This window comes from Amycolatopsis sp. TRM77291 (assembly GCF_054166285.1).
Genome location: NZ_JBSZHF010000001.1, coordinates 4410429 through 4426197, shown reverse-complemented (window position 1 = coordinate 4426197; position 15769 = coordinate 4410429). Strand labels below are relative to the sequence as shown.

Here is a 15769-nt window from a genome sequence, read left to right as displayed (position 1 = left end):
CCAAATCACCCCTGGGGGTCAATGATGTACAACAAGGTTCGTGCGCTCCTGCTCGCCACCTTCGCGGTGACGGGGCTGGCCGTGGTGAGCGCGCCGGCCGCACACGCCGCCACGTACACGCAGGTGGGCTATGCGAGCTCGTTCGGCAGGCAGGTGTACCTGTGGCGTAACAACGACAACGGGTGCATCCACGCGCAGGGCAAGAGCATGCGCAACGGTGACGAGGTGATCCTGCAGGTGGTCAGCGGCGGGCTGCTCATCGACGACGATGTGCAGCGCGCCAACGCCACCGGCGTCTCGGTCAACACGCAGTCGCTGTGCAACAAGGGTGGCGCCGGCTTCCGGGGTCTCGTGAAGGACGCGAACGCGAACGGACCGCAGACCGGGACTTACCAGAACTGGTAGCCAGAAGTACGTGAAGGCCCCCTTCACTGCGCTAGACGCAGCGAAGGGGGCCTTCACGTGCGAAAGAGCTACTTCTTGTACAGGGCTTCGATGTCGGTCGCGTAGTTCTTGTTCACGATGTTGCGCTTCAGCTTCAGGCTCGGCGTGATCTCGCCGCCGGCCTCGGTGAAGTCCTTCGAGAGGATCGTGAACTTCTTGATCGCCTCGGCCTGCGAAACCGCGCTGTTGGCCTGATCGACGGCCGTCTGGATCTCGGCGCGCAGCTCGGCGTCGTCGGCCAGGTCGGACACCGAGGCGTCGGCGGGCTTGCCGTGCTGCGACTTCCACGACGGGAAGTACTCCTCGTCGATGGTGATCAGCGCGCCGATGAACGGCCGCTGGTCGCCGACGACCATCGCCTGGCTGACCAGCGGGCTGGCCTTGATGGTGTCCTCGAGCCCGGACGGGGCGACGTTCTTGCCGCCCGCGGTCACGATGATCTCCTTCTTGCGGCCGGTGATCTTGAGGAACCCGTCCCGGTCCAGCTCGCCGAGGTCGCCGGTGTGGAACCAGCCGTCTTCGAGCGCTTCGGCGGTCGCTTCGGGGTTGTTGAAGTAGCCGCTGAAGACGACGTCGCCCTTGAGCAGGATCTCGCCGTCTTCGGCGATCCGCACCGAGGTGCCGGCGACCGGGCGGCCCACGGTGCCGACGCGGAAACCGTCCTGGGTGCCGACACAGGCGGCGGCGGACGTCTCGGTCAGGCCGTAACCCTCGAACACCGGGACACCGATACCGCGGAAGAAGTGCGCGAGCCGCACGCCGAGCGGGGCACCGCCGGACACCGCGGCCACGCACCGGCCGCCGAGGGCCGCGCGCAGCTTCGTGAACACCAGCTTGTCGAACAGCGCGTGCTTGATCTTGAGGCCCAGCCCGGCGCCGCCGGTGTCCTGGGCCTGGCTGTACGCGACAGCGGTGGCTTCGGCTGCGTCGAAGATCTTGCCCTTGCCGTCACCGTGCGCCTTCTGCTTCGCGCCGTTGTAGACCTTCTCGAACACCCGCGGCACGGCGACGACGAACGTCGGCCGGAAGGTGCCGAGGTCGGCGACGAGGTTCTTGACGTCCGAGGTGTGCCCGAGGGTCACCCGCGCGCTGAGCGCGGTCACCGCGATGGCGCGGGCGAGGACGTGCGCGAGCGGCAGGAACACCAGCAGCGAGTTGCCCTGCTCCATCAGCTGCGGGAACGCGGCGATGTCGGCGCGGATCTCGGCGAGGAGGTTCCGGTGGGTCAGCTCGACACCCTTGGGGCGGCCGGTCGTGCCCGAGGTGTACACGATCGTGGCCAGGTCGCCGGCCTTCACCGTGCGGCGCCGCTCGTGGAGGTCGTCGTCGCTGAGCCCGGCACCCTGCTCGGTGAGGCGCTCGACGGCGCCTCCCTCGATCTGCCAGGTGTGCTCCAGGGCGTCGAGACGGCCCTTGACGGTCTCCAGCGTCGCGACGTGTTCGTCGGTCTCGACGAACACGGCCTTCGCGGCCGAGTCCGAGAGGATCCAGTGGACCTGCTCGGCCGAGGACGTGTCGTAGATCGGGACGGTGACCGCGCCGGCGGCCCAGATCGCGAAATCGATCAGGGTCCATTCGTAGCGGGTCTTGGACATGAGCCCGACCCGGTCGCCCGGAGCGATGCCCGCCTCGGCCATTCCCTTGGCCACGGCCAGAACCTGGGCGGCGAAGTCTTTGGCGGTGACGTCCAACCAGGTACCGTCGACCTGGCGGCGGAAACTCACGACATCGGAGAACCGCTCCGCGTTCGCCCAGACGACGTCGGCGAGATTCTCGTCGTCGGTCACCGGATTGGCGGCGGGGGCGCTGTATTCGCGCACGAGGAACCTCCGTGTTCGCGTGCAAGTGGTGTGACCGGTGTTACCCGCCAGTCAACTTAGCGTGCCGTGCACCTTAAGACCATGCTGACGAATCGGCCATACCCAGGGCATGACATTCTGCCGCTGTGAACCAGGCGCCGCCAGCTCTCGACATCGTCGACGAGACCTTCATCGTGGTCCCGCCCTCCACCGTCGCCGCCGCCTTCGCCGATCCGCGATCTTGGTCACGTTACTGGCCGGACCTCGTCCTGGAGGTCTACACCGACCGTGGCGACCAAGGACTGCGCTGGACCGTGCGCGGCGCCTTGATCGGTACCATGGAGGTCTGGCTCGAGCCGGTGCTCGACGGCACTTTGCTGCACTACTTCCTGCGCGCCACGCCCGCCGGTCCGGACGGGGAGCCTCGTCCGCTCCAGGCCCGTGACCTGCGGCGGGAGTTCGATCGCAGGGCCCGTGCCGCCAAGGCGATCGCGCTCGGGCTCAAGGAGGTCCTCGAGGACGGGCGCGAGCCCGGGGTCGGTCCCCGGGCCGAGTAGGGGAGAGCATGCGGGTTCACGTGGTGTCGGACGTGCACGGCAACGCCGACGCGCTCAAACGCGCGGGCGACGGCGCCGACGCGCTGATCGTGCTGGGCGACCTGCTGGACTTCGTCGACTACCGCGAGCACGACAAAGGCATCATGGGCGCGCTGTTCGGCGCCGAGAAGGTCGGCGAGTTCGCGCGGCTGCGGCGTGAGGGCACTCGTGATGAGACCGTTGCCTTCTCGCGATCGTTGTGGGCCACTTTGGCCGATCCCGCCGCCGCCGTCGGCGAGGCGATCCAGGACCAGTACGCCGTCCTCTTCGGAGCGCTGACCGCGCCGACGTTCGCGACCCCCGGCAACGTCGACGACCCGTCCCTGTGGCCCGAGTTCGCCGGCGACGGCATCACCGTCCTCGACGGCGAGGTCGCCGAATTCGGCGGGCTCCGCTTCGGGTTCATCGGCGGCGCGCTGCTCCCGCCGAACGTGGTCCCGCGCCGCAACGGCTTCTGGCGGCCGTATCTGCGCACCCGCGAGGAGTACGACGTCGCGGTCGCCGGGCTGGAGAACGTCGACGTCCTGTGCACCCACATCCCGCCCGCCGTCCCGGAACTGACCTACGACGTGATCGCCCGGCGCTCCGAGATCGGGTCCGCGGCGCTGGTGGATCTCATCCGCGAGCAGCGGCCGCGCTGGTCGGTCTTCGGGCACGTCCACCAGCCGCTGACCCCGCGGACGAGGCTCGGCAGGACCGAATGCCGTAACGTCGGTCACTTCAAAGAGACCTCTCAGCCCTACGTGCTTCGCTGGTGACGGTCGGTCCCGGCTAGAGTTCGGGGCATGGCCGAGCAGTCCACGCAGTCCATCGAGGTCGACGCCGAGCCCGCGCGGGTGATGGCCGTCATCGCCGACTTCCCCGCGTACCCGGAATGGGCCAAGGCCGTCCGGGAGACCGAGGTCCTCGCCGAGGACGACAACGGCCGCGCCAAGCAGGTGAAACTCACCCTCGACGCCGGACCCATCAAGGACGTCTACACCCTCGAGTACGACTGGGACGCCGACGGCCACGGAGTCAGCTGGCACCTGGTCAAGGGGCAGATGCAGAAGGCCCAGAACGGCCGCTACGCCCTAGAAGCGCTGGGCGCCGGCCGCACCAAGGTCACGTATACGCTGTCCGTCGAGCTGGCGCTGCCGATGATCGGGCTGCTGCGCCGCAAGGCCGAGAAGATGGTCATGGACACCGCGCTCAAGGAGCTCAAGAAGCGCGCTGAAGCATCCTGAGTCGAAGGGTAGGCATGCGGATCCTGCTGTTCACCGGCAAGGGGGGTGTCGGCAAGACCACGCTGGCCGCGGCGACGGCGGCGGCACTGGCCGGGCGGGGCAGGAAGACGCTCGTGGTCTCGACCGACCCGGCGCATTCCCTCGGTGACGCCTTCGGCCTCGCGCTCGGCGGCGAACCGTCCGAAGTGGACACGCTTCTGCACGCCGCCCAGATCGACACCCGCGGCCTCGTCGACAGCACCTGGCGCGAACTCCGGCAGGAACTCCAGATCGCGCTCGCGGGAGCGGGTCTCGACTCGCTCGACGCCGAAGAGCTCACGGTGGTGCCCGGCGTCGACGAACTCCTCGCCCTCACCGAAGTGCAGCGCCTCGCCGAGCACGGTCCCTGGGAGACGGTCGTCGTCGACTGTGGACCGACCGCGGAAACGCTGCGCCTGCTGGCCTTGCCCGAAGCCGTCTCCGGCTACCTGTCGAGGATGTTCAAACCGGGCGCGCGGCGGACGGCGGCCGCGGTGCGGCGGCTGGGCGCGCATCTGGAGTCGCTGCGCTCCCTGCTGACCGACCCGGCCACCACGACCGTGCGGCTCGTGCTGACGCCGGAGCGCGTAGTCGTCGCGGAAGCCCGCCGGACCCTCAGTTCCCTTGCCCTGCGCGGAATCCTGGTCGACGGCCTGATCGTCAACCGGCTGATGCCCGCGCCCGGGTTCTGGCGCGGCGCGGCGGCCACCTGGATGCGGACCCGGCGCGCGCAGCAGAACACCGTCCTCGCCGAACTCGCCGACGCGGGCTTCGGGCCCGGGCAGGTGAAGCCCGTCGAGTATCGCGCGGTCGAGCCGGTGGGGATCGAGGCGCTGCGGGAGATCGCGTACGAGCTCTACCAGGGCTTGGATCCCCTGGCGGGAGACGAAAAAGGTGTGACCCCGCTGTTGCGGGTGTCCGAATCGGACAGTGGCTACGAGCTGCGGATCGCGGTGCCGCTGCACCGTGACTCCGAAGTGGACCTGGCCAGAGTGGACGATGATCTCGCCGTCACCGTGGACGGTTTCCGGCGGCTGATCGCGCTGCCGGAGATGCTGCGCCCGTGCCGGATCACCGGTGCGGAATCCGACGCGCACGGCCTGGTCGTGAACCTGGCCGGGAACCGGGGACCCGGGTGAGCGAGAACGACGAGAACACCGGATCGGCGCCGCTCGACCTGGTCGAAGAGATCCGCCTGCTGGTCGAGCTGGTCGTCGAGCACGCCGCGCCGTGGCTGGAGGGGCTGATCTCCGCCGGGCACGGCTGCACCGACCACGATTCCGGCGAATGGTGCCCGCTCTGCGCGATCGTCGGGATCTTCCGGGGGGAGCGGCCCGAGTTCGTGGCCCGCCTGATGGAGCAGGCCGCGCAGCTCGTCGCGCTGCTGCGGGCGGTGCTCGCCGATCGATGGGAACCCGAGGCCGGCGTGCACATGCCGGGGTTCCAGCCTGCGCGGAAGGAGCCCACGGCCGAAGATGTCCAGGTGGGAGCTTCGCGGGTCCAGCACATCACGGTGACCAGGCGCGACGCTTGGCAGCCGGACCGGGAGAACTGAGTTGCTGACGGTAGGGGTGGACGTCGGGGGCACGAGTGTGCGCGCCGGCGTGGTGGACGAGCACGGCTCGCTGATGGACACGGCCAGGGTCGGGACGCCCAGCGGTGAGGACGCGCTCGAGGACGCCATCGCCGGGGTCGTCGAAGACCTCCGCAACCGGCACGACGTCTCCGGTGTCGGCCTCGCGGTCGCCGGGTTCGTCGCGAAGGACCGGCGGACGGTGATGTTCGCGCCGCATCTGTCCTGGCGTGCCGCGCCGGTCGCCGAGCGCATCGAAAAGCGGGTCGGCCTGCCGGTCACCCTGGAACACGACGTGAACGCCGCCGCGGTCGGCGAATACCGCTTCGGGGCCGCCCGCGGCGCTCATGTCGCCGCGCTGATCGCACTGGGCACCGGGATCGGCGCGGGACTGCTGCTCGACGGCAAGATCTACCGGGGCGCGTACGGTGTCGCACCGGAACTCGGGCACCTGACCGTCGTTCCCGGCGGCAGGCCCTGCCCGTGCGGGAAGTACGGCTGCTGGGAGCGGTACTGCAGCGGGACGGCGCTGGCCGCCACGGCGGTGGAGCTGCTCGCGCGGCATCCCGGCCGCTCGACCGTCCTCGCGCGCGAGACCAGGGGAGACCCCGGCTCGGTCACCGGCCGCCGGGTCGCCGGTGCCGCCCGCGACGGCGACCCGATCGCCCAGCGCGCGATGACGGAGCTGGCGAAGTGGCTGGCCGAGGGCCTGGCCCTGGTCGCCGACGTCTTCGACCCCGAGATCATCGTGATCGGCGGCGGGGTGTCCGAATCGGCGCCGCTGTTCCTCGACGAGGCGCGCGAACGCTACGCGGGCAAGATCACCGGCGCCGGGCACCGCCCGCTGGCGCGGATCCGGGCCGCGCACCACGGCGACGATTCGGCGATCGTCGGTGCCGCCGCGCTCGCCGTCGACGCCGCGAAGGCTCCCGGCGCCGAGGTCGGTGTGACAGGCTGAAGCCGTGACCCGGCAGGACGGCAACGGCTTCGTGAAATGCGACTTCGGGCATCTTCACTGGGGTTTGAACGGCGCCGCCGGGTTGTTGCTGTCCGATCCCGCGCGCGGTGTCCTGCTGCAGCGGCGGGCCTGGTGGGTCCATCATGGACGCACCTGGGCGCTACCCGGGGGCGCCGTCGAGGCGGGGGAAAGCCCGCGCGAGGCCGCCACCCGTGAGGCGCACGAGGAGGCCGACATCCCGCCCGGGCGGGTCCGCGCGCTGGCTGCGTCGCACGTCGACCACGGGAACTGGCGGTACACCACGGTCCTGGCCGCGCCGATCGGCCCGCTCGCGGCCAGGGTGACGAGTGCGGAGAGCGCGGAACTGCGGTGGGTCCGGGCGGCCGAGGTCGCGGACTTCCGGCTGCACCGGGATTTCGCGGCGGCGTGGCCGGGATTGAGGGAACACTTGGATCGCAGGCTGGTACTGGTGGTCGACGGCGCGAACGTCGTCGGGTCGCGGCCGGACGGCTGGTGGCGCGACCGGCGTGGCGCCGCGGAACGGTTGCGGGACAAGCTCGCGACCTTGTCCGAGACCGGGCTCGCCGATCCGGCGCTGCCCGGCGGCGGTGGATGGTCGTGGTGGCCGAAGGTCGTGCTGGTCGTCGAGGGCAAGGCGCGGGGAGTCGCGGCCGTGCCGGGCGTCGAGGTCGTGGACGCCGAGTCCGACGGGGACTCCCGGATCGTGGCGGTCGCACGGGAGGCCCGGACGGCCGGCCCGGACGACCACGTCGTCGTGGTGACCGCGGATCGTGAGCTGCGGTCCCGCGTCGAGGCTCTGGGCGCCACGACCTTCGGCCCCGGCACCCTTTTGGGGCACCTCGACTCCCGCATTTAGTCCTCTGAATGCGGTCCTTTGTGTGGGCAACTACCGCATTTAGAGGACTAAATGCGGGAGGGGTCAGGGGCGCGCGATCTTTCCGTCCCGCATCTCCGCGATGAGCGAAGCGACGACGGCGCGGAGGCTGCCGTTGTACTGCTTCGCCACCGCTCGCTGACGCAGGTAGCTGGGCCCGTAAGCCAGGATCGTCTCCACCGACCGCAGTTCGTCGGTGCAGTCCAGGCGCCGGGCGACCGGTTCCAGCCGGTTCAGCAGGTCGTAGGTGTCGTCGGTGACCAGCCGCTCGTTGCCCGCCGCGTCGAGGATGACGATCGCGTCGACGCCGTAGCGCGCCGCGCGCCACTTGTTCTCCTGGACATGCCACGGCGGCAGCGTCGGCAGGATCTCGCCGTCGTCCAGGCGCGCGCTGAAATCGTCGACCAGGCATTGGGTCAGCGCGGAGATCGCCCCGACCTCCTCCAGCGTCGGCAGCCCGTCGCACACCCGCATCTCGATCGTCCCGAAATGCGGCGCGGGCCGGATGTCCCAGCGGATCTCCGAGAAGTGGTCGATCACGCCCGTGGTGAACATGTCGTCGACGTAGCTCTCCAGTTCGGTCCACTTCCGGAACTGGAACGGCAGCCCGGCCGTCGGCAGCTGCTGGAACATCAGCGCGCGGTTCGAGGCGTACCCGGTGTCCTCCGCGCCCCAGTACGGCGAAGACGCCGAAAGCGCTTGCAGATGCGGCGCGTACTTGAGCAGCGCGTCCAGGATCGGCAGGGCCTTGTCTCGGTGGTCGACGCCGACGTGCACGTGGACGCCGTAGATCAGCATCTGCCGTCCCCACCACTGGGTCCGGTCGATGAGCTTGGCGTAGCGCTCCTTGTCGGTGACCTTCTGCTGGTACCACGTCGAGAACGGATGCGAACCCGCCGAGAACAGCTCGACGCCCAGTGGGTCGAGCACCGAGTGCACGACGTCCAGCGAGTCGTTCAGATCGGCCTTGACCTCGGCGATCGTGTCGCAGATCCCGCTGATCACCTCGATGGTGTTGAGCAGCAGCTCCTGCTTGATCTTCGGATGCTCCTCCTCGCCGTCCGGGCGGACGGCGTCGAGCACCTGCTCCGCGACCGACGAGAGCTCACCGGTCCGCCGGTCGACGAGGGCGAGTTCCCATTCCGCGCCGACCGTCGACCGGCGCGAGGGGGTGAAGTCGATCTTCATCTTCCGAATTGTCCGGCAGATCAGACCTGGGCGCCGTTGTTCGGATCCGCGCCGGGCGGCGGCCCCTGACGCACCCGCAGCAGGAGCAGGGCGATCGCGGTCGCGAGGGCGAGGATGCCGAGGGGCGTGCCGAGCCGGGTGCCCATGCCGATCAGGTTGGGCGCGATCAGGAGCAGCAGGCCGAGCACGAAGAACAGCAGGACGATGAACGCGCCCTTGCGCGGACGCGGCAGGGGAGGCGGCTCCGGCGGCACGAAATGGCCCTCGTCGTCGCTCGGCCCGGCGGGGTCGTCCTCGAAGAGGGTCTTGTCCCAGCTGGTGCCGCCGCCGCGCCAGCCCGGTTCGGGTTCGGCCTCCGACGGCTCGGGCCGGGGTGTCTTCTCGGCGGGCTTCTCCGCCGTCTTCCCGGCCGGTTTCTCCACGTCGTCGTCGGGGAACAGGCCGACGCCCTCCGCACGGAGGTCGGCCACGATCTCGGCGAACGTCGCGTCGACGTCCTCCGGCCCGTCCTTGCCTCTGCTCATCCGGCGTCCACCTGTCCCGCCCGGCGCACGGACCGGGCGAAGTCCACCGTACGCGTGAAGATCAGGCCCGCGTCGTGGTCTTGCGTGGCGACGTGGAAGCTGTTCTCCAGCACCACCTCGGTGACGTCGTCGCTGCCGATCCCGTCCAGGATCACCCGGGAGTTGACCGGCTCCACGATGTGGTCGACGGCCGAGTGGAGCAGGAGCACCGGCTGGGTCACCTTGCGCAGATCCGCGCGGGTGAGCTTCCACAGCTTCGCCAGGCTGGCCGCGGCGCGCACGGGGGTCCGCGAGTAGGCCAGCTCCGTCTCGCCGGGCTTCGCGATGTCGTTCGCCACGCCCGGCACCGACGGCAGGATCCTCGACAGGACGGGCAGCAGCTTGGCGTCCCGGCGCAGCGTCAGGATCGACGGGTTCACCAGCACGATGCCGGCGATCCGGTCGCCGAACTCCTCGGCGAGCCGCAGCGTCAGCGTCCCGCCCATCGACATCCCGGCGACGAACACCGTCTCGCAGGTCGCGAAGAGCGCCAGCAGCTCTTCACGGACCGCGCCGTACCAGTCCTCCCAGCCGGTCCGGTTCATGTCCTGCCACCGGGTGCCGTGCCCGGGAAGGAGCGGGCAGCGCACCGTGTAACCGGCTTCGGCCAGATGCTCTCCCCAGGGCCGCATGCTCGCGGGGGTGCCGGTGAATCCGTGGCACAGCAGGAACCCTGCTTCGGTCGAACCGGTGTGAGCGAACGGTTCCGCGCCGGCGAGGACGGCCATGCGATCGCCTTCCGTGAGAGCTGGGTAGGTCTCCTATGTTCGCACGACCGGAGCGGCTTGTGGGCCCCCGGCCACCGGCGGAATCGGGCCGGATCGGATGTGAGATCCGTCGCTGGGTGCGGGTAACCGGGTGGACTTCGTTGTGCCTGGGGTGCGCGATTCGTAGTCTTGACCATCGGGCGCGGGGGTCGAGGTGCTAGGAGGAGTTTTCGCAGTGCTGTACTGGCTCATGAAACACGTGTTTATCGGGCCACTGCTCAAGGCGCTGTGGCCCACCAAAGTCGTCGGCGCGGAGAACATCCCCGACGACGGCGGCGCGATCCTCGCCGGCAACCACCTCGCCGTCGCCGACTCCTTCTTCATGCCGCTGCGCGTCAAGCGCAAGGTGACCTTCCCGGCCAAATCGGAGTACTTCACCGAAAAGGGCTTCAAGGGCCTGCTGAAGAAGTGGTTCTTCACCGGCGTCGGCCAGTTCCCGATCGACCGCTCCGGCGGCAACGCCGCGCAGGCCGCGCTCGACACCGCGACCCGGCTGGTCCGCGAGGGCCACCTCCTCGGCATCTACCCCGAAGGCACCCGTTCCCCGGACGGCCGCCTGTACAAGGGCAAGACCGGCGTCGCGCGGATCGCGCTCGAATCCGGCGGCGTCGTGGTCCCGGTCGCCATGATCGGCACCGACAAGGTCAACCCGATCGGCTCGAAGATGTGGTGGCCGCGCCGCCTCGAGATCCGCTTCGGCAAGCCGCTCGACTTCTCGCGCTATGAGGGCCTCGCCGGCGACCGCTTCATCGAGCGGTCCATCACCGACGAGATCATGTACGCGCTCATGGAGCTCTCCGGCCAGGAGTACGTCGACATCTACGCCGCCAAGGCGAAGGAACTGCTCGCCGCCGAGGAGGCGGGGCTCCGCCCCAAGGTGCCCGCGCAGCCGTCCGCCAAGGACGTCGCCCGTATCCCGGACACCAAGGTCGGCTGAGGCCCCACTAGGGTTCTCCGGTGCGCTTTTTCTACGACACCGAATTCATTGAGGACGGCGTGACCATCGATCTGGTGTCGATCGGTGTCGTGGACGAAAGAGGACGCGAGTTCTACGCGGTCTCGACCGATTTCGATCCCGGCAAGGCCGGCCCCTGGGTTCGCGACAACGTGCTCCCGAAACTCCCGTCGCCCGCCGACCCGGCGTGGCGCAGCCGCGAGAAGATCCGCACGGATCTGCTCGAGTTCTTCGGCAAACCGCCCGGCGGGATCGAACTGTGGGCCTGGTTCGCCGCTTACGACCACGTCGCGCTGGCGCAGCTGTGGGGGCCGATGCCCGCGCTGCCGCGCCAGCTGCCGCGGTTCACGCGTGACCTGCGGCAACGCTGGGAGGACGCGGGCAAGCCGAAGCTGCCCTCGGCCCCGGACGACCAGCACGACGCGCTGGCCGACGCGCGGCACAACTACCAGCGGTGGCAGATCATCGAGTCCTACTGGCACCGGTAGGCGCTTCCCGGCAGCCCGCTTGATGGGTCCGTGAAGGCCTCCTTCCCTACGCTCAAGGTAGGGAAGGAGGCCTTCACGGCATGGGGCAGCGAGTCGCTACCGGCGGGAGTCGACGGCCTCCGCGAGGGTGTCCAGCAGCTCCGCCGTCGTGTCCCACCCGAGGCACGCGTCCGTGATCGACTGCCCGTAGGTCAGCGAAGCGGCCGAGCCCAGCGTCAGGTCCTGCCGCCCCTCCACCAGGAAGCTTTCCAGCATCAGCCCCGCGATGCCCCGCTCACCGGCACCGATCCGATCGGCGAGTTCGCGGACGACCGTGGCCTGCCGCACGTGGTCCTTCGCGCTGTTGCCGTGGCTCGCGTCGATGATCACGCGCTCGGGCAGTCCCGACTTCGCCAGCCGCGCCAGCGTGTCGGCCACCGTCGCGGGGTCGTAGTTCGGGCCCGCCGAGCTGCCGCGCAGGATGACGTGGCAGTCCTCGTTGCCCGCCGTGGTGATCAGGGCGGCGAGCCCGTCGGGGTTGATACCCGCGAAGACGTGGCTGGCGCCGGCCGCGCGGGTGGCGTCGACGGCGACCTGGACGTCGCCCTCGGTCGAGTTCTTGATCCCGACCGGCATCGACAGCGCGCTGCACAGCTGCCGGTGCACCTGGCTCGCCGCGGTCCGCGCGCCGATGGAACCCCAGGTCACGGTGTCGGAGATGAACTGCGGGGTGATCGGGTCGAGGAACTCGCAGCCCACCGGGAGGCCGAGCGCGGAGATGTCGAGCAGCAGTTTGCGCGCCATCCGCAGGCCGTGGTTGACCTCGTACGTGCCGTCGAGCCCGGGGTCGTTGATGAGGCCCTTCCAGCCGAGCGTGGTCCGCGGCTTCTCGAAGTAGACCCGCATGACGATGTGCAGGTCGCGGCGGTGTTCTTCGGCCTTGGCGGCGAGGCGGCGGGCGTAGTCGAGCGCGGCGTCCGCGTCGTGCACCGAGCAGGGCCCGACGACGACGAGGAGCCGGTCGTCCCGGCCGTCGAGGATGTCGACGGCCGAGGCCCGCCCGGCTAGGACGGTATCGGCGATTTCCGCCGTCATCGGATGCTCGTGCCGCAGCATCGCGGGCGACAGCAGCGGGTTGATGGCCGCCGTGCGGTGCCCGTCGAGGGCGATCAGGGTGTCAGCGGAGGGAGACATCGCGGGTCTGGTTCCTTTCGAAAGGGATACCGACCCGCGGGAACTCGCCGAGCCGGTGTGATTCCGGCTCGGGGTGGAGGTCAGCGCAGGTTCACGCGGCCGTGCCCACCCGGGGCCGGCTTCGTAAACCAGAAATAGCGCTGCACGGGGCCAAGCTAGCACACCGCGGGCGTGGACCGATTCCCGAGGTGGTCCGCCCTGCACCGATCCAGAGAACTCCCGCTACGCTGGCGGCGGGACATGTGACTGTCATCTCTACGGAACACAAGACGGAGGCTTCTCATGCGTGTCGGTGTGCTGACCGGCGGTGGCGACTGCCCGGGGCTCAACGCGGTGATCCGCGCTGTGGTGCGCAAGGGCATCGAGGTGCACGGCTGGGACATCGTCGGGTTCCGCAACGGCTGGAACGGTCCCCTCACCGGGGACAGCCGCCCGCTCGGCCTGAACGACGTCGAGGACATCCTGACCCGCGGCGGCACGATCCTGCGGTCGTCGCGGACCAACCCGTACAAGGTCGACGGCGGGGTCGACAAGATCAAGGCCGTGCTCGCCGAGCAGCAGGTCGACGCGCTGATCGCGATCGGCGGCGAGGACACCCTCGGCGTCGCGAAGCGCCTGACCGACGACGGCGTCGGCGTCGTCGGGGTGCCCAAGACGATCGACAACGACCTCGGCGCCACCGACTACACCTTCGGCTTCGACACGGCCGTCTCGATCGCCACCGAGGCCATCGACCGGCTGCACACCACGGCCGAATCACACCACCGGGCCCTGGTCGTCGAGGTCATGGGACGGCACGCGGGCTGGATCGCGCTGCACTCCGGTCTCGCCGGCGGCGCGAGCGTGATCCTGGTGCCGGAGCGGCACTTCAGCGTCGACCAGGTCGTCTCGTGGGTCGAGCGCCGGTTCGAGAAGGAGTACGCGCCGATCATCGTGGTCGCCGAGGGCGCGCTGCCCGAGGGCGGCGAGGAGAAGCTGCTGACCGGGGAGAAGGACGCCTTCGGGCACGTCCGGCTCGGCGGCATCGGCACCTGGCTGGCCGACGAGATCGCCGCCCGCACCGGCAAGGAGTCCCGCGCGGTCGTGCTCGGGCACGTCCAGCGCGGCGGCACCCCGACGGCGTACGACCGCGTGCTCGCCACCCGGTTCGGCCTCAACGCCGTCGACGCCGTGGCCGACGGTGACTTCGGCGTGATGGTGGCGCTGCGCGGCACGGACATCGTCCGCGTCAAGCTCTCCGAAGCCACCGCCGAGCTGAAGACCGTCCCGGTCGAGCGGTACGAAGAGGCCGAGGTCTTCTTCGGCTGAGCCCGGTTCGATGAGAAGGCCCCTTACTTTGTGCTGAATCCGGGTAAGGGGCCTTCCTTTTCTTGCGGCCCCGCCGCCGCGGCAAGTTGAATCGGCCATCTGGGGATCCGGGTGAAAGGGACGGCGGTTCTCATGGCGGGTGCGGGATCCAGTAGGCGCGAGTTCTTGAGATTGCTTGCCGCCGGGGGGACCGGGATGGCGTTCGCCGGGCTGTTGCCCGGCACGGCAGGCGCCGGCCTCGGCGAGCTCGTCGTCATCGCCGACGTCACGCTGATCGACGGCACGGGTGCCGCGCCACGGCCGGGCGTTTCGGTCGTGCTCGCCGGCGACCGGATCGTCCGGGTGGGCGGCTCCGCCGAGCTGCCGGAAATCGGTGGCGCGCGGGTGATCGACGGCCGCGGCAAATACCTCGTCCCGGGACTGTGGGACATGCACACCCACAGCGCGGACCTCGAAGACATCGTCCCGCCCCTGCACCTGATCCACGGTGTCACGGGCGTCCGCGAGATGTGGGGGTACGCGGAGAACCGCGAGACGAAGGCCAAGATCGAACGCGGTGAACTGCTCGGCCCGCGCATGGTGCTGGCGAGCGGGATCGTCGACGGGCCGGTCACGCTGCTGGCGCCACCGGTGCTCCACGTGTCGACGGCGGCCGAAGCGCGAGCCGTCGTCCGCGCGGAGAAGGCCGCGGGCGCCGAATTCGTCAAGATCTACTCCTACCTCGGGTCCGGCGCCGTGCGCGCGCTCGCGGACGAAGCCCGCGCGCAGGGCCTCCGGTTCTCCGGGCACTGGCCGTACAAGCTGTCGCACCTCGAGGTGAGCGACCTCGGCCAGCACAGCCTCGAGCACTACTTCGGGGTGTCCATCCACTGCTCGTCCCGGCGCGACGAGATCCTCGGCAGGCTGGCGGAGACGCCCTACGACCCCGCGGCGCCGCGTGCCTTCTTCGACCTGGCACGGCGGCTGGAGTTCGAGTCGGTCACCACGTATGACCACGGCCGGGCACAGTCCTACTTCGGCAGGCTGCGGCGCAACGGCACCTGGCATTCGCCGACGCTGACGATCAACCGGGTGGTCACGCAGCCCGCCGAAACCCACCAGCAGGACCCGCGGCTGAAGTACGTGCCCGCCGACGTCCGCGAGAGCTGGGCCAAGGGCATCGAACGGTTCGCGCCCAAGACACCTGAGGACGTCGTCCTGCATGAGCGTTACTACCAGGAGACGCTGCGGCTGGTCGGCGTCGCGCACGAAGCGGGCGTCGGGCTCGTCGGCGGCACCGACTGCCTCAACCCGTACACCTTCCCCGGCAGCGGGCTGCACGAGGAACTCGCCTTCCTGGTCGAAGCGGGGCTTTCCCCGGTGCAGGCCCTGAAGACCGTCACGGGTGACGCGGCGAGGTTCCTCGGCCGGGAAGCGACGTCGGGCACCGTGGCGGTGGGGAAGGAGGCGGATCTCGTGCTGCTGGACGCGAACCCGGCCGCCGACATCCGCAACGTCGCGAAGATCGACACGGTGATCACCCGCGGCCGGATCCTCGACAGGGCGGAGCGACGGCGGATGCTCGACGCCGTCGAGGTCGCCGCGAACCGGCCGACGGCGGCCACGAGCGCCCGGGTCCACGCCCTCGCCCGGCGGGGTTGCTGCTGCTGACCTCCCGCGTTTCGTCCTCTGGATGCGGTAGTTCGTGATACCAACTACCGCATCCAGAGGANGGCGGTGCTCGATCCCAGCGTCGAGGACCGGCCGCTCACCGAGGACATCGCGCGCGCCGTGTCCCTTTTGGACACCCTCGCGCGGATCTGACCTCCCGCGTTTCGT

The 15769-nt window shown here is 69.9% G+C and carries 17 protein-coding genes; 12 read left to right on the top strand and 5 right to left on the bottom strand.

All coding sequences use genetic code 11. From position 1 onward, the window contains the following. Positions 1 to 24: 24 nt before the first annotated feature. Entirely contained in the window at positions 25 to 405 is a 381-nt protein-coding gene (locus ACXIZN_RS20345; RefSeq protein WP_143055316.1) for a hypothetical protein, read from the top strand. 68 nt (positions 406 to 473) lie between these two features. On the opposite strand, the gene ACXIZN_RS20340 is transcribed toward ACXIZN_RS20345, so the two are convergent. Beyond that, positions 474 to 2264 carry an AMP-dependent synthetase/ligase gene (locus ACXIZN_RS20340; RefSeq protein WP_457956250.1) on the bottom strand — a complete coding sequence of 597 codons (1791 nt, stop codon included), beginning with the start codon at positions 2262 to 2264 and terminating at the stop codon, positions 474 to 476. Between the two features lie 125 nt (positions 2265 to 2389). On the opposite strand from ACXIZN_RS20340, the gene ACXIZN_RS20335 reads away from it, so the two are divergent. The 7 genes from ACXIZN_RS20335 to ACXIZN_RS20305 are packed head-to-tail and all read left to right on the top strand — an operon-like array spanning position 2390 to position 7491. Continuing rightward, entirely contained in the window at positions 2390 to 2800 is a 411-nt protein-coding gene (locus ACXIZN_RS20335; RefSeq protein WP_192745515.1) for a polyketide cyclase / dehydrase and lipid transport, read from the top strand. 8 nt (positions 2801 to 2808) lie between these two features. Then, on the top strand, positions 2809 to 3597 hold the full coding sequence (locus ACXIZN_RS20330) for a metallophosphoesterase family protein (RefSeq protein WP_410653378.1): 789 nt from the start codon (positions 2809 to 2811) through the stop codon (positions 3595 to 3597). 27 nt (positions 3598 to 3624) lie between these two features. Then, complete coding sequence (locus ACXIZN_RS20325) at positions 3625 to 4065, top strand: SRPBCC family protein (RefSeq protein WP_125675560.1); 441 nt, start codon at positions 3625 to 3627, stop codon at positions 4063 to 4065. Between the two features lie 14 nt (positions 4066 to 4079). Continuing rightward, positions 4080 to 5222, top strand: a complete 1143-nt coding sequence (locus ACXIZN_RS20320; protein WP_457956248.1) for an ArsA family ATPase — start codon at positions 4080 to 4082, stop codon at positions 5220 to 5222. Then, on the top strand, positions 5219 to 5638 hold the full coding sequence (locus ACXIZN_RS20315) for a hypothetical protein (RefSeq protein WP_126734868.1): 420 nt from the start codon (positions 5219 to 5221) through the stop codon (positions 5636 to 5638). Before ACXIZN_RS20320 ends, ACXIZN_RS20315 begins: the two co-directional genes overlap by 4 nt. A gap of 16 nt (positions 5639 to 5654) precedes the next feature. Beyond that, the gene (locus ACXIZN_RS20310) at positions 5655 to 6614 is read left to right on the top strand and encodes an ROK family protein (RefSeq protein ID WP_034322536.1); all 960 of its coding nucleotides are present in this window, start codon (positions 5655 to 5657) and stop codon (positions 6612 to 6614) included. Positions 6615 to 6618: 4 nt separating this feature from the next. Then, positions 6619 to 7491, top strand: a complete 873-nt coding sequence (locus tag ACXIZN_RS20305; RefSeq protein ID WP_457956247.1) for an NUDIX domain-containing protein — start codon at positions 6619 to 6621, stop codon at positions 7489 to 7491. Between the two features lie 63 nt (positions 7492 to 7554). Here the strand turns inward: ACXIZN_RS20305 and ACXIZN_RS20300 are convergent, their stop codons facing one another. From ACXIZN_RS20300 to ACXIZN_RS20290, 3 genes are read right to left on the bottom strand one after another with little or no spacing between them, the layout of a single operon-like run. Beyond that, the gene (locus ACXIZN_RS20300) at positions 7555 to 8697 is read right to left on the bottom strand and encodes a glutamate--cysteine ligase (protein ID WP_457956246.1); all 1143 of its coding nucleotides are present in this window, start codon (positions 8695 to 8697) and stop codon (positions 7555 to 7557) included. 20 nt (positions 8698 to 8717) lie between these two features. Continuing rightward, a complete protein-coding gene (locus ACXIZN_RS20295; protein WP_457956244.1) occupies positions 8718 to 9221 on the bottom strand; it encodes a hypothetical protein in 504 nt (167 codons plus the stop codon). Next, entirely contained in the window at positions 9218 to 9988 is a 771-nt protein-coding gene (locus tag ACXIZN_RS20290) for an alpha/beta hydrolase (protein WP_457956242.1), read from the bottom strand. Before ACXIZN_RS20290 ends, ACXIZN_RS20295 begins: the two co-directional genes overlap by 4 nt. A gap of 214 nt (positions 9989 to 10202) precedes the next feature. Here ACXIZN_RS20290 and ACXIZN_RS20285 point away from each other — a divergent pair, with 214 nt between their 5' ends. Together ACXIZN_RS20285 and ACXIZN_RS20280 are read left to right on the top strand one after the other, a co-directional pair. Further along, entirely contained in the window at positions 10203 to 10964 is a 762-nt protein-coding gene (locus ACXIZN_RS20285) for a lysophospholipid acyltransferase family protein (RefSeq protein WP_457956240.1), read from the top strand. A 20-nt stretch (positions 10965 to 10984) separates the two neighbouring features. Then, positions 10985 to 11470, top strand: a complete 486-nt coding sequence (locus tag ACXIZN_RS20280; RefSeq protein WP_016332795.1) for a polyadenylate-specific 3'-exoribonuclease AS — start codon at positions 10985 to 10987, stop codon at positions 11468 to 11470. Positions 11471 to 11566: 96 nt separating this feature from the next. On the opposite strand, the gene ACXIZN_RS20275 is transcribed toward ACXIZN_RS20280, so the two are convergent. Continuing rightward, the gene (locus ACXIZN_RS20275) at positions 11567 to 12643 is read right to left on the bottom strand and encodes a 3-deoxy-7-phosphoheptulonate synthase (RefSeq protein ID WP_457956238.1); all 1077 of its coding nucleotides are present in this window, start codon (positions 12641 to 12643) and stop codon (positions 11567 to 11569) included. A 282-nt stretch (positions 12644 to 12925) separates the two neighbouring features. Between ACXIZN_RS20275 and ACXIZN_RS20270 the strand changes: the two genes are divergently transcribed. Beyond that, positions 12926 to 13951, top strand: coding sequence for a 6-phosphofructokinase (locus ACXIZN_RS20270; RefSeq protein WP_034322513.1), 1026 nt, complete (start codon positions 12926 to 12928; stop codon positions 13949 to 13951). A 165-nt stretch (positions 13952 to 14116) separates the two neighbouring features. Then, positions 14117 to 15601, top strand: coding sequence for an amidohydrolase family protein (locus ACXIZN_RS20265; RefSeq protein WP_457956237.1), 1485 nt, complete (start codon positions 14117 to 14119; stop codon positions 15599 to 15601). The last annotated feature ends 168 nt before the right edge of the window (positions 15602 to 15769 follow it).